Source organism: Mycobacterium sp. RTGN6 (assembly GCF_033804605.1).
Lineage (GTDB): Bacteria > Actinomycetota > Actinomycetes > Mycobacteriales > Mycobacteriaceae > Mycobacterium.
The window spans coordinates 1-12,553 of sequence record NZ_JAPZKZ010000014.1 but is presented as its reverse complement, the minus strand read 5'-3'; the positions used below and the strand labels follow the sequence as shown (position 1 = coordinate 12,553).

Below are 12,553 nucleotides of genomic sequence, written 5' to 3'. Positions count from 1 at the left end.
CGCGCTAGCGTTCCCGGGCGAGTGCGCTGAGCAGCTCGCGGGTTCGCCTCAGCGACGCGGTTCGTCGGTCGCGGTCGTCGCCCACCGCGATCGGTTGAGCCCAGACGTCGGTGGCCCCGGCGGCGATGAGGGCCTCGAGTTGCGCACGCACCGAGTCCTCGTTGCCGACAACGGCCACGTCGGCCGGGCTGCTGCCTCCGCCGGCTTCGATGATGCGCTGATAGTTGGTCATCCCGGAGTACGCGGTCGACGTGGCCGTCGTCGCGGCACGCGCCTCGTCGACGTCGTCGTGGACCGCCACGGGCAGGCCCGCGACGACGCGGGGCGCCGGTCGCCCGGCCGATGCGGCCGCCGCCCGCAGCCCCGGACCGATGCGGGTTTCGATGGCCTTCGCCGATGCCATCCACAGCACCACGCCGTCGGCGAACTCGCCCGCGATGCGGACCATGCGCGGGGACAGGGCCGCCAGCAGCAGCGGGACGGGGTGATCCAACGCCACCGCGCGGCCGAGGCTGCGGGTGGTCCAGTCCTCGCCGGCGAAGTCGACGTCCTCGCCGCGGAGTAGGCCTGAGACGATGCGCACGTACTCCTCGGTGTTGCGGCCGGGATGGTCGTACGACAGCCCGAACACGCCGCTGATCAGAGCTTCGTGCGACGGTCCGAGGCCCAGCGTGAAGCCCTCCCGGCCCATGGCGTTGACCACCGACGCCGCGCGATTGGCCTGCAGCAGCGGGTGGCATGGGTAGGTCTGCAGTACCGCGGTGCCCAGCTCGATCGACGCCGTGGCGCGACCGGCTAGCGTCATCGCCACCAACGGATCGCCTTGTACCGCACTCGCATACCAGAGCGCGCTGAATCCGTCGGCTTCCGCCTGTTGCGCCTGGGCGACGATCTTGTCGACGGACGAGGCGCCGCCGGTCAGTCCGATCCGCATCTCGCGCACCCTCCGTCAGCCGACCTCCGACTATGGCAGCTCCGCGGCGGCGTGGCACGATCGCGATGATGACCAGCAGAGCAGACGCCGCGCAAAACCTGCGCGACCTCAAGCTGCTGCGGCGCGTCCGCGACCGAATGGACCGGGAGTACGCGCAGCCGCTCGACGTCGAGGCCCTGGCCCGCGGGGTGAACATGTCGGCGGGACATCTGTCCCGGCAGTTCAAGCTCGCCTATGGCGAGTCGCCGTACTCCTATCTGATGACACGCCGCATCGAGCGGGCGATGGCGCTGCTGCGCCGTGGCGACCTGTCCGTCACCGACGTCTGCTTCGCCGTCGGCTGCTCGTCGCTTGGCACGTTCAGCACCCGGTTCACCGAGTTGGTCGGCATGCCGCCGAGCAAGTATCGAGAACAAACCGCCCACGTGACGGAGGGCATGCCGTCGTGCGTGGAGAAGCAGGTGACGAGACCGATCAGGAATCGAGAAGCGCCCGCCACCGACCTGCACCTAGCGTGATCGACATGGACATCACCATTCACTCGAGCTTCCTCCCACACGACCAGCCGGAAGAATCGCTGGCGTTCTACCGCGACACCCTCGGCTTCGAGGTCCGCCTCGACGTCGGCAAGGACACGATGCGCTGGATCACCGTCGGCCCTCCCGGCCAGCCCGACACCTCCATCGTGCTGTACCCGCCGACCGCCACGCCCGGCCTCACCGACGACGAACGCCGCGTGATCGCCGAGATGATGGCCAAGGGCACCTTCGGCACCCTCCTTCTGGCCACCAAGGACCTCGACGGCACGTTCGAGCGGGTGCAGGCCGGGGACGTCGAGGTGGTCCAAGAGCCGACCGAGCAGCCCTACGGCGTTCGTGACTGCGCCCTGCGGGACCCCGCCGGCAACATGGTCCGCATCCAGGAACTGCGCTGATCGTGCCGAAGAAGGACACCGCCCCAGCCGCCGACAGCCACGACGTGATCCGTGTGCACGGCGCGCGCGAGAACAACCTCAAGAACATCGACATCGACCTTCCGAAGCGAAGGCTCACGGTGTTCACCGGGGTTTCCGGCTCGGGCAAGAGCTCGTTGGTGTTCGACACCATCGCCGCGGAGTCGCAGCGACTGATCAACGAGACGTACAGCGCGTTCGTGCAGGGCTTCATGCCGACGCTGGCCCGGCCCGACGTCGACGTGCTCGAGGGGCTGACCACCGCGATCATCGTCGACCAGCAGCGGATGGGTGCCGACCCCCGCTCGACGGTCGGCACCGCCACCGACACCGGAGCGATGCTGCGCATCCTGTTCAGCCGGCTCGGGAAGCCGTACATCGGTTCGCCCCAGGCGTTCTCGTTCAACGTCGCCTCGATCAGCGGCGCGGGTGCGGTCACGTTCGAGCGCGCCGGTCGGGCTGTCAAGGAGCGCCGCGACTTCAACATCGTTGGCGGCATGTGCGCCCGCTGCGAGGGCCGTGGTGCGATCAACGACATCGACTTGACCGCACTCTACGACGACAGCAAGTCGCTCAATGAGGGTGCGTTGACCATCCCCGGCTTCAGCATGGAGGGCTGGTACGGCCGAATCTTCAACGGCTGCGGGTTCTTCGACCCCGACAAGCCGATCGCAAAGTTCACCAAGAAGGAACTCGACGCCCTGCTTCACAAGGAGGCGACCAAGCTCAAGATCGACGGCGTCAACTTGACGTACCTCGGCTTGATCCCGCAGATCCAGAAGTCGTTCCTGTCCAAGGACGTCGAGGCCATGCAACCTCACGTCCGCGCGTTCGTGGAGCGCGCGGTGACCTTCACCACCTGCCCCGAGTGCGACGGCACCCGGCTCTCCGAACTGGCGCGGTCGTCGAAGGTCAAGGGCGCCAACATCGCCGAGGTCTGCGCGATGCAGATCAGCGACCTCGCGGAATGGGCGAAGGGGGTCAGCGACGAGTCCGTGGCGCCGTTGCTCGACTCGTTGCAGCACACCCTCGACTCGTTCGTCGAGATCGGGCTCGGCTACCTGTCGCTGGACCGCTCATCGGGCACGCTGTCGGGTGGAGAGGCGCAGCGCGTCAAGATGATTCGCCAACTCGGATCGGCGCTCACCGACGTCACCTATGTGTTCGACGAGCCAACCGTGGGGCTGCACCCGCACGACATCGCAAGGATGAACGACCTACTGCTGCGCCTGCGCGACAAGGGCAACACGGTGCTGGTGGTGGAACATAAGCCCGAGGCCATCGCGATCGCCGACCACGTCGTCGACCTCGGCCCCGGCGCGGGAACCGCCGGTGGCGACGTGGTCTTCGAGGGCACCGTGGAGGGTCTGCGCAAGAGTGACACGATCACCGGCCGCCACCTCGACGACCGGGCGGCCCTAAAGGACACGGTGCGGTCGCCGCGTGAGGTGTTCGAAGTGCGCGGAGCCAAGACCCACAATCTGCGCGACGTCGACGTCGACATCCCGCTCGGAGTTCTTGTCGTCGTCACCGGGGTGGCGGGCTCGGGCAAGAGCTCGCTGATCCACGGCTCCGTCGCAGGTTCCGAGGTGGTGGTGGCGATCGACCAGACCCCGATCCGGGGCTCGCGGCGAAGCAACCCGGCGACCTACAGCGGGCTGCTCGACCCGATCCGCAAGGCGTTCGCCAAGGCCAACGACGTGAAACCGGCACTGTTCAGCGCCAATTCGGAGGGCGCCTGCCCCAATTGCAAGGGCGCAGGCATCATCTACACCGACCTGGCGATCATGGCGGGCGTCTCTGCGCCGTGCGAGGTGTGCGAGGGCAGGCGGTTCGACACCTCCGTACTCGAGTACACGTTTGGTGGGCGCGACATCAGCGAGGTGCTCGCGATGCCAGTGGCCGAGGCCTTGTCGTTCTTCGCCGACGGCGCCGCGAAAACCCCTGCCGCTGAGAAGATCCTCGAAAGACTCGCCGACGTCGGGCTCGGCTACGTCACGCTTGGCCAGCCGCTCACCACGTTGTCGGGCGGTGAACGGCAACGGCTCAAGCTCGCCACCCACATGGGCGAGAAGGGTGAGGTCTACGTGCTCGACGAGCCGACCTCGGGACTGCACCTCGCCGACGTCGAGCAGCTGCTGGCGCTGCTCGACCGGCTCGTCGACTCCGGCAAGTCGGTGATCGTCATCGAGCACCATCAGGCGGTCATGGCACACGCCGACTGGATCATCGACCTGGGCCCCGGTGCGGGCCACGATGGCGGCCGGGTCGTCTTCGAGGGCACTCCCGCCGACCTCGTCGCCGCCCGCTCGACGCTCACTGGCGAGCACCTCGCGGCCTACGTGCGTTGACCGGGTCCCGAAGCTAGACCCGACTGGCGGCGAAGGACGCGGCCTGGTCGACCAGCCCCGTCTGGACGTAGGCGCCGTGGGCCCGCATGTCCCAGCCTCCTTCGAAGCAGATCGGGTCGTTGGGGACGCACATGTCGACGGTCTTGCCCGCATACAGCGGGCTGATCGCCGGCAGTGGGCCCGCGGACAATGTGTCGGCGAAGGAGCTTCTCGGCCCGCCGAAGTCGGCGACCGCGGCGACGTCGTCGGCGACCTGCGGTGGCACTGCGGCGGTGGCGAGATCGATGACGGCGGCGCCTTGGGAGTAACCGCCGAGCACCATCTTGGTGTTGGGGCAGTTCACGGCCATCGACTGGAGGTGAGCGCTCGCGTCATTTGCCCCGGCCGGCGTGCTGTTTTCGAAGTCATTGCTCGCGGGGTAGTTCACCGCGTAGACGCCGACGGATCGGGCGCCGAGTTGACCACGAAGTGAGTCGACGAAGGCCTGGCCGATCCTGCCGACACCCGGCGGTTCGGTGGTGCCGCGGGCGAACACGATCTCGACGTCGGGGCACGGGGCGGCCGACGCGGCAGGGCTCAGCACGATTGGGAGTGTCGCGGCCGCCACCGATGCAGCACCGAGCATGCGGCCGACGCGACGTACACAGTTTTTCTCCATACGTGTCTGTCGCACGGTGGGTCCGATGTGTGACAGCGCATAGGCAGTTCAGGGGCGAAAAGAATCTCGCCGATTCGATACCTCCGCACACAGCGCGCTCCAAGGCATGGTGACAGGGACCTTCGACATCACGCGAATCGCATGGGCGGCAACGGCATGCGGTCACTTGCGTGGTGTCGCCCAATGCACCGTTCGGAAGGAGCGCGGCATGACCGACTTGATCGTTGCCGCCAAGCCGGCGCCGCCCTCGGACCGCTTACCCACTGCACGCACACGGCCTCGCGACGTCTTCCTGCCGGGCGACATCCGGCGTCAGAGCGTGTTTGGCACGCTGCGCCGTCGGCTGCGCTGGCCGCTGGGGATCTACACGACGCCGGTGGTGATCCTCGTCGTGTGGGAGCTCCTCTCCCAGGCCGGAGTACTCGAGCCGACGTATGCGCCAGCCCCCACCGACATCGTCAGCACTGCGATAACCCTGTGGAACGACGGGATCCTTGGCCCTGACTTGGCGATCTCGGTGCAACGGGCCGCAGTCGGTCTCGCGCTCGGGTTGAGCGTCGGCGTCGTGACCGGAGTGCTCGGCGGCTTTCTCCGTAGCGGTGAGTATTTGTTCAACGGTCTCGCACAAATCCTGAACACCATTCCGCTGCTCGCGGTGCTCCCGCTGTTCGTCGTGTGGTTTGGCATCGACGAACTGACGAAGATCCTGCTGATCGCCTTCGGCGCAGGCGTGCCGATGTACCTGAACCTGTTCGCCGCGATCCGCGGCGTGGACCAGCGTCTGATCGAGATGGCCCGCACCACCGGCGCCGGTTCGTGGCGAGTGGTCACGCGGGTGCTGGTGCCCGGCGCCTTACCTGGATTCCTGGTGGGCCTTCGCTTCTCGCTCGCCTACAGCATCCTGGGCTTGGTCGCCGCCGAGACGGTGAATGCCGATGAGGGACTTGGTTTCTTGATCACCCAGGCTCAAACGTATCTGCAGACGAACAAGGTCTTCGTCGGCCTGGTGATCTACTCGATCCTTGGCCTGGTGGCCGACCAGTTCGTCCGGATCCTCGAGCGGGTGCTGTTGCGGTGGCGACCCAGTTTCGAGGCGGCATGAGCATCACCGTTGACACGACGCCGCGTCAGCAGACGGGCGTGCTCGTCGAGCAAGTCGTGCGCAAGTTCGATGGCCGTGTCGTTCTGGACCAGCTCGACCTCGTGATCGGGGACGAGGAGCTCGTCGTCCTGCTGGGCCCCTCAGGTTGCGGCAAGAGCACCCTGCTGCGACTGCTGGCCGGGTTGGACACACCGGATGGCGGCCGCATCGAGGTTCCCGCCAAGCGGGCGATCGTGTTCCAGGCCGACCGGTTGCTGCCCTGGCAGCGCGTGCTCCGCAACGTCACGTTGGGCCTGCGCGGCCCCGACGCCGACCAGCGCGCCCGCAAGGCACTGAGCGAGGTGAACCTGGCCGGCCGTGAGAAGGCCTGGCCCAAGCAGCTTTCGGGTGGTGAGGCCCAGCGCGTTGCGCTTGCTCGCGCGCTGGTTTCGGAGCCGGAGCTGATTCTGCTCGACGAGCCGTTCGCATCGCTGGACGCGATTACCCGGGTGCGGATGCACGATCTGGTTCGCGAGCTGCGCCGCAAGCATCACGCCTCCATGCTGCTCGTCACCCACGACGTCGATGAGGCCATCGCCCTGGCCGATCGCATCGTCGTCATGAGCAGCGGGCGCATCGGCAACGCGCACCGGGTGCAGCTCTCACCTGCAGATCGGGAAGCGAGCGTAGCCCGTGAGGAAATCCGGGCAGCCCTGCTGGCAGACCTCGGTCTGGCCAGCCAGCACTGAACTTTCGTCATCACTGAGAACACACAGGAGAATCCATGTCCCGCAAGTCGATTCGAGTCATTGGCGCAGCAGTGCTGCTCACGGCAGCTACCGTGCTGGCCGCCTGCGGCTCTTCGTCGAAGACTTCCGACGCGCCGCTGAGTAGTGGCTCCGGCTCCGGCAATCACCCCGAGTGGAGCCAGTACACCTTCACCATCGGTGACAACGGTGGTGACGGAAACGAGGAACTGTCGAAGATCACCGGCGTGTTCGACGACGCACCGTACAAGGTTAAGTTCGCCCGGTTCGACTATGGTCCGCCACTGGTACAGGCCGCCGCGACCGGCGACATCGACCTCGGATCCGTCGGCGACGTGCCGCCGATCACCGGGGCGGCAAAGCAATTCGGCTTCAAGATCGTCGCCGTCCAGCGCGGCGCCGATCCGACGAAGGCGGCCGAGAACATCATCGTGCCCAAGGATTCACCGATCCAGACGCTGGCCGACCTCAAGGGCAAGCGGCTCGCGGTCCCACAGGGCAGCTCTGCCCACGGGTTGGCGCTGCTCGCCCTGAAGAGCGTGGGCCTCACACCCAAGGACGTCGAGCTCGTCTACCTCAGCCCGGCGGCCGGTGGCACGGCGTTCAACACCGGCAAGGTGGATGCCTGGTCCATCTGGAATCCGCAGTCCGCGATCGCGGTCAAGGACGGCGCCAGGATCATCGCCAAGGGTCTGCCGCCGATCGACCAGGTCAACAACTACTACGTGGCCAGTGAGAAATCGCTCAATGACCCGACCCGGCGCGCCGCGTTGGCCGACGTGCTCACCCGCATCGGCCGCGAATTCAACTGGGCGCAGCAGAATCCCGACCAATACGCGAAGGCCATCGCCAAGGAGACCGGTGTTTCGCTCGAGGACGCCAGGGCGACGGTGGACTCCTATCCCTTCAAGATCACCCAGTTCCTCCCCGAGGACCTCAAGGCCGAGCAGGCCCTCAGCGACGCCTTCTTCGAGGCCGGCGAGATCACGACGAAGGTCGATGTCAACACCATCGCCGACAATCTGCTGCCGGATGGCTTCGACAGCTCAAAGGCACCCTGATGGGCGCCGCACAGCGTGAACTGCACCTCAACGCGTTCCTCATGGAGGCGGGCCACCACGAGGCGGCCTGGCGGTTGCCCGAGAGCAACCCGCATGCCGACTTCGACCTGCGGCACTGGATCAGGCTGGCGCAGTTGGCCGAAGAGGCGAAGTTCGACTCGCTGTTCCTTGCCGACGGGCCTGCGCTCACCGGCGACGGTGAGTTCCGTCCGCCGGGCCAACTCGAACCGCTGACCCTGCTGACCGCGCTGGCGCAGCACACCAGCCGCATCGGGCTGATCGCCACCGTGTCGTCGACGTACAACGAGCCCTACAACCTGGCGCGCCGGCTCGCCTCGGTCGATCACGTCAGCGGCGGGCGGGCCGGATGGAACATCGTCACTTCGGCGGGCGCCGACGAGGCGGCCAACTTTGGCCTCCACGACCGCCCCGACCACGCGGTGCGCTACGACCGTGCCGACGAATTCCTCACCGTCGCAAAGGCGCTCTGGGACAGCTGGGAGAGCGAGGCCGTGCTCGCCGACAAGGCATCGGGTCGCTATGCCGACCCGGCCCGCCTGCACGCCATCGACTACGAAGGCAGCCACTTCAAGGTAGCGGGACCGCTCAACGTCGAGCGCCCGCCGCAGGGATACCCGCTGTTGGTGCAAGCCGGATCCTCGGAGGACGGCAAGGACTTCGCCGCCCGTCACGCGGAGGCCATCTTCACCGCTCACCAGACCTACGAGCGCGCCGCCGACTTCTACGCTGACATCAAGGCCAGGACGACGGCGGCGGGTCGCGACCCCGACGGAGTGCTGGTGCTGCCGGGCATCGTGCCGTTCATCGGCTCGACCGAAGCCGAGGCCCAGGAGCTGGCGCAGCGTTTCGACGACCTGCGCGTACCGGCATACGGGCTGTGGCAGCTGGCGAACATCTTCGAGACCGACCCGTCGGTGTTCGAGCTCGACGAGCCGTTGCCGGACTTCATTCTGGCCCGGCCGAAACTGCAAGGGACGCAAAGCCGCTCAGACCTCGTCATCGAGTTGGCCCAGCGCGAGCACCTGACGGTTCGAGAAGTGCTGTCCCGGCTGGGCGGCGGGCGCGGGCACTTCACGTTCGTCGGCACACCGGAGCAGATCGCCGACACGATCATCGCGTGGTTCGAGGGTGGAGCCGCTGACGGGTTCAACATCATGGCGCCTGCGCTACCGTCGGCGCTGGAGACGTTCATCGAACGGGTGCTGCCGATCCTCCGGAACAAGGGGCTGTTCCGCGAGGAGTACCGCGGGGCGACCCTGCGCGACCACTACGGCCTTGCTGTCCCGGCCAACCAATTCCACTCCGACGATGCACACTCTGCGGTGTGAGACTTCCTGATCCCGTTCCGCCTGCCCTGTCGATCAAGGGGCTGCACAAGGTCTATGCCGACGGCTTCATTGCGGTGTCGGACCTCGATCTGCAACTCGACGACGGCGCCTTCTTCGGCCTGCTCGGGCCCAATGGGGCCGGCAAGACCACCCTCATCGGTTCGGTGTGCAACATCGTCAAGCCGAGCTCCGGTGAGCTGACCGTCTTCGGCCACGACTACCGGACCAGGGAAGCCCGACGCCTGATCGGCCTAGCCGAGCAGGAGATCAACCTCGACCGCTTCCTGTCGGTCCGGCAGCTCCTGATCTACCACGCCGGCTACCACGGCATCGGACGGAAGACGGCCGTGCGCCGCGCCGACGAACTGCTGGCGCTGTTCCGGCTTGAGGACAAGGCCGACGGCCGAGCCTACGAACTGTCCGGCGGAATGCAACGTCGCCTCGTCATCGCGCGCGCCCTGATGCACCGGCCACGCTTGTTGATCCTCGACGAGCCGACAGCCGGCGTCGACGTCGAATTGCGTGCGGAGATTTGGGGATTCATCTCCAGGCTCAACGCCGCGGGCACGACGATCCTGCTCACCACCCACTACCTCGAAGAAGCCGAATCGCTATGCGACGAGATCGCGGTGCTGCGAGCAGGCCGGATCATGGACCGAGGATCGGCGGCGTCCCTGCGTGACCGGTACGAGGCACGCGACATCTCCGAGGTCTACGCCCGGGTCATTGCGGCGGAGGCCACCGCGTGAGCGGCGTCGAGACTCAGCCGATCAGGCCGTACGACGAGCCATTCCGCGCCGAACGCGCACCGTTCCTCTGGCTCGCCGAGCGAGAGGTGTTGCGGTTCTTGAACATCTGGCAGTACTCGATCATCGGTCCCGTGCTGTCCACGATCCTGTTCGTCATCGTCTTCGGTTCGGTATTGGGCCGGCACGTCGACACGACCGGCGGGGTGCCCTACGGCCAGTTCATCCTTCCCGGCCTGTTCGCCCAGGCGATCGTGAACGTCGGATTCTTCAACGGGACGACGAGTCTGTTCGAAGCCCGCCGCGACAAGTACATCAACGACGTCTTCGCCAGTCCGCTGCGCTGGTGGGAGATCAACGCGGCACTGGTGACCGGTGGCATCGCCCGCGGAGTGATCGTGGGTGCCGGTGTCCTGGCGATCGGCATGCCGCTGACTCACGGTGGCGTGGCCCGGCCCTTCGTGTTCGCGTTCGGCACCCTCGGAGTGCTCGTGGTGGCGGCGCAGACCGGGGTGATCGCAGGCAGTCTGGCCAAGTCCCTGGACCACGTGTACTCGATGGAGTCGATCATCCTGCTGCCCCTCGGATTCCTCGGCGGCATCTTCTACTCCATCCATCAGCTGCCACACGCCTGGGCCGTCGTCAGCCAACTCAACCCCGTCTTCTGGCTGGTGCAGGTCGAACGGATCGGCTTGTTGGGCAGCGCGGACGTGAGCGCCGTTTCGGCACTTGCCGTGGTGTGGGGGCTCGCGGCGGTGCTGTCGGTGTGGTCGGCGGTCATCTTTGGCAGGAACTACCTCAAGGCGTAGGACTGAGTTCACGCAGATTGGATCTCTAGGCACCGTCGACGCCCGCGGACACACTGATCGCGTGAGTGCATCGTTGACGACCCCGGACATCGCGCAGCCGCAGCGGCCGCGGCCCATTCTCGACGACTGGACCTGGCAGTTGCGGGGCAGCTGCCACGAGGTCGCACCGGAGGTCTTCTTTCCCGAGGACACGGGTCGGCACGGCTTGCGCGGCCGCGAGGAACAGGCGAAGCGCATCTGCCGGGACTGCCCGGTGCTCGCGCAGTGCCGCAGTCACGCGTTGGCGATGCCGGAGACTCACGGGATCTGGGGCGCGATGACGCCGAGCGAACGAGCGCGCGGGCGGGCCGCCGAACGCGTGGCCGCCGCGGGGTGAGGTCGATCAGCCGACGAGGTGAGCCACCCGGGTGAGCCCGAGATGGTCGCGCAACGTGGTGCCTTCGTACTCGGTGCGGAACACGCCGCGTTCCTGAAGCAACGGCACCACCTTCTCGACGAACGGATCGAGCCCGGCCGGGGTGACGTGGGGGACCAGGATGAATCCGTCGCTCGCGTCGGCTTGAACGAGGTGGTTGATGCGCTCGGCGACCGTGTCCGGTGACCCGATGAAGTTCTGACGACCGGTGACCTCGACGATGAGTTCTCGGCTGGTCAAGTTCTCGGCCTGCGCCTTCGCTCGCCACTCGTTGGCGATCGCGACGGGGTCCCGGTTGGTGCGCACGCTGGCGCGGCCACGCGCAATCGTGTTCTCCCCGGGGTCGGGGTCGACGGTGGGCAGCGGCCCGTCGGGGTCGTGATCGGACAGGTCGCGGTTCCACAGCTGTTCGAGGACCTTGATCGCCGTCTGGGGAGACACCTGCGCGAGCCGGACGTCGTGCGCGAGTTCGGCTGCCTCTGCATCGGTGTCACCGAGCACGAACGTGGCGGCGGGCAGGATGAGCAGCTCGTCGTGACGCCTTCCGTACCGGGCGAGCCTGCCCTTGACGTCGGCGAAGAAGGCTTGGCCGTCCTCCAGGGTCCCGTGCCGGGAGAAGATCGCGTCGGCCGACGAGGCCGCGAACTCACGGCCGTGGTCAGAGTCCCCGGCCTGGAAGATCACGGGCCTGCCCTGCGGGCTGCGTGGCACGTTGAACCGACCGCCGATGTCGAAGTGCGCGTCGGTGTACGAGAACGCCCCGGCCTCCGGATCGGAGAGGAACACGCCGCGGTCCTTGTCGGCCACGATCTCGTCCCCGCGCCAGGAGTCGAAGAGCGTGTGCGCCGCGCCAAGGAAGCTCTCGGCCCGCGCGTACCGCTGGTCCTCGGCGAGGTACCCGCCGCGGCGGAAGTTCTCGCCGGTGAAGGCATCCCACGACGTGACGACGTTCCAGGCGGCGCGGCCCCCGGAGAGATGGTCGAGCGACGCGAATTGTCGTGCGACTTCGTAGGGTTCGTTGAACGTCGAGTTGATCGTGCCCGTGAGACCCAGTCGGTCCGTGACGGCCGCCAGGGCGGCGAGGACGGTGAAGGTATCGGGTCGGCCCACCACGTCGAGGTCGTAGAGCTCGCCACCCTGCTCGCGCAGCCGGAGGCCCTCGGCGAGGAACATGAAGTCGAACTTGCCGCGTTCGGCGGTCTGGGCGAAGTGGACGAACGAGCTGAACTCGATGTGACTGCCCGATGCCGGGTCGCTCCACACCGTCGTGTTGTTGACGCCGGGGAAGTGGGCGGCGAGGTGAATCTGCTTGACTGGCTTGCTCACTGGTGGACCATCCTTGTGTCGGTGATCTTCGATGGATTGCCGATGCACCCGAGGTGCCGCTGATCTACCGCCCTGCTTGCTCGACACATTTGATGTCCAGCATG

The 12,553-nt window shown here is 67.0% G+C and carries 13 protein-coding genes and 1 pseudogene; 10 read left to right on the top strand and 4 right to left on the bottom strand.

Annotated features, from left to right (window positions below; translation table 11 throughout):
* Positions 1-4 precede the first annotated feature (4 nt).
* Positions 5-934: a TIGR03564 family F420-dependent LLM class oxidoreductase gene (locus SLQ33_RS28770; protein ID WP_319457331.1), complete on the bottom strand. Its 930-nt coding sequence runs from the start codon at positions 932-934 to the stop codon at positions 5-7.
* Positions 935-1,002: 68 nt separating this feature from the next.
* On the opposite strand from SLQ33_RS28770, the gene SLQ33_RS28765 reads away from it, so the two are divergent.
* From SLQ33_RS28765 to SLQ33_RS28755, 3 genes are read left to right on the top strand one after another with little or no spacing between them, the layout of a single operon-like run.
* Positions 1,003-1,452 carry a helix-turn-helix transcriptional regulator gene (locus SLQ33_RS28765; protein WP_319457330.1) on the top strand — a complete coding sequence of 150 codons (450 nt, stop codon included), beginning with the start codon at positions 1,003-1,005 and terminating at the stop codon, positions 1,450-1,452.
* A 5-nt stretch (positions 1,453-1,457) separates the two neighbouring features.
* Positions 1,458-1,868: a VOC family protein gene (locus SLQ33_RS28760; RefSeq protein WP_319457329.1), complete on the top strand. Its 411-nt coding sequence runs from the start codon at positions 1,458-1,460 to the stop codon at positions 1,866-1,868.
* A gap of 2 nt (positions 1,869-1,870) precedes the next feature.
* Positions 1,871-4,237 (top strand): excinuclease ABC subunit UvrA, encoded by a 2,367-nt coding sequence (locus SLQ33_RS28755; protein ID WP_319457328.1) that lies wholly within the window; start codon positions 1,871-1,873, stop codon positions 4,235-4,237.
* A 13-nt stretch (positions 4,238-4,250) separates the two neighbouring features.
* Here the strand turns inward: SLQ33_RS28755 and SLQ33_RS28750 are convergent, their stop codons facing one another.
* Complete coding sequence (locus SLQ33_RS28750; RefSeq protein ID WP_413467731.1) at positions 4,251-4,895, bottom strand: cutinase family protein; 645 nt, start codon at positions 4,893-4,895, stop codon at positions 4,251-4,253.
* Between the two features lie 208 nt (positions 4,896-5,103).
* Here SLQ33_RS28750 and SLQ33_RS28745 point away from each other — a divergent pair, with 208 nt between their 5' ends.
* The 7 genes from SLQ33_RS28745 (at position 5,104) to SLQ33_RS28715 (ending at position 11,084) form a co-directional block, all read left to right on the top strand.
* Positions 5,104-5,997, top strand: coding sequence for an ABC transporter permease (locus tag SLQ33_RS28745; RefSeq protein WP_319457326.1), 894 nt, complete (start codon positions 5,104-5,106; stop codon positions 5,995-5,997).
* Positions 5,994-6,725, top strand: coding sequence for an ABC transporter ATP-binding protein (locus SLQ33_RS28740; RefSeq protein WP_319457325.1), 732 nt, complete (start codon positions 5,994-5,996; stop codon positions 6,723-6,725). Before SLQ33_RS28745 ends, SLQ33_RS28740 begins: the two co-directional genes overlap by 4 nt.
* A gap of 35 nt (positions 6,726-6,760) precedes the next feature.
* Complete coding sequence (locus tag SLQ33_RS28735) at positions 6,761-7,804, top strand: ABC transporter substrate-binding protein (RefSeq protein WP_319457324.1); 1,044 nt, start codon at positions 6,761-6,763, stop codon at positions 7,802-7,804.
* Entirely contained in the window at positions 7,804-9,153 is a 1,350-nt protein-coding gene (locus SLQ33_RS28730; RefSeq protein WP_319457323.1) for an LLM class flavin-dependent oxidoreductase, read from the top strand. Before SLQ33_RS28735 ends, SLQ33_RS28730 begins: the two co-directional genes overlap by 1 nt.
* A complete protein-coding gene (locus tag SLQ33_RS28725) occupies positions 9,150-9,902 on the top strand; it encodes an ABC transporter ATP-binding protein (RefSeq protein ID WP_319457322.1) in 753 nt (250 codons plus the stop codon). Before SLQ33_RS28730 ends, SLQ33_RS28725 begins: the two co-directional genes overlap by 4 nt.
* Positions 9,899-10,708 (top strand): ABC transporter permease, encoded by an 810-nt coding sequence (locus SLQ33_RS28720; protein ID WP_319457321.1) that lies wholly within the window; start codon positions 9,899-9,901, stop codon positions 10,706-10,708. The genes SLQ33_RS28725 and SLQ33_RS28720 overlap by 4 nt, the downstream gene beginning before the upstream one ends.
* 61 nt (positions 10,709-10,769) lie before the next feature.
* A complete protein-coding gene (locus tag SLQ33_RS28715; RefSeq protein ID WP_319457320.1) occupies positions 10,770-11,084 on the top strand; it encodes a WhiB family transcriptional regulator in 315 nt (104 codons plus the stop codon).
* A 6-nt stretch (positions 11,085-11,090) separates the two neighbouring features.
* Here the strand turns inward: SLQ33_RS28715 and SLQ33_RS28710 are convergent, their stop codons facing one another.
* Together SLQ33_RS28710 and SLQ33_RS28705 are read right to left on the bottom strand one after the other, a co-directional pair.
* On the bottom strand, positions 11,091-12,449 hold the full coding sequence (locus SLQ33_RS28710) for an NtaA/DmoA family FMN-dependent monooxygenase (protein WP_319457319.1): 1,359 nt from the start codon (positions 12,447-12,449) through the stop codon (positions 11,091-11,093).
* Positions 12,446-12,553 (bottom strand): annotated as a pseudogene (locus tag SLQ33_RS28705) (hypothetical protein); the annotation flags it as partial. The pseudogene SLQ33_RS28705 and the gene SLQ33_RS28710, both read right to left, overlap by 4 nt.

What these genes read in the sequence shown, in the direction of transcription:
- SLQ33_RS28770 (WP_319457331.1), bottom strand. Translation starts at nt 934, where the DNA reads ATGCGGATCGGACTGACCGGCGGCGCCTCGTCCGTCGACAAGATCGTC.
- SLQ33_RS28765 (WP_319457330.1), top strand. Translation starts at nt 1,003, where the DNA reads ATGACCAGCAGAGCAGACGCCGCGCAAAACCTGCGCGACCTCAAGCTG.
- SLQ33_RS28760 (WP_319457329.1), top strand. Translation starts at nt 1,458, where the DNA reads ATGGACATCACCATTCACTCGAGCTTCCTCCCACACGACCAGCCGGAA.
- SLQ33_RS28750 (WP_413467731.1), bottom strand. Translation starts at nt 4,895, where the DNA reads ATGGAGAAAAACTGTGTACGTCGCGTCGGCCGCATGCTCGGTGCTGCA.
- SLQ33_RS28745 (WP_319457326.1), top strand. Translation starts at nt 5,104, where the DNA reads ATGACCGACTTGATCGTTGCCGCCAAGCCGGCGCCGCCCTCGGACCGC.
- SLQ33_RS28740 (WP_319457325.1), top strand. Translation starts at nt 5,994, where the DNA reads ATGAGCATCACCGTTGACACGACGCCGCGTCAGCAGACGGGCGTGCTC.
- SLQ33_RS28735 (WP_319457324.1), top strand. Translation starts at nt 6,761, where the DNA reads ATGTCCCGCAAGTCGATTCGAGTCATTGGCGCAGCAGTGCTGCTCACG.
- SLQ33_RS28730 (WP_319457323.1), top strand. Translation starts at nt 7,804, where the DNA reads ATGGGCGCCGCACAGCGTGAACTGCACCTCAACGCGTTCCTCATGGAG.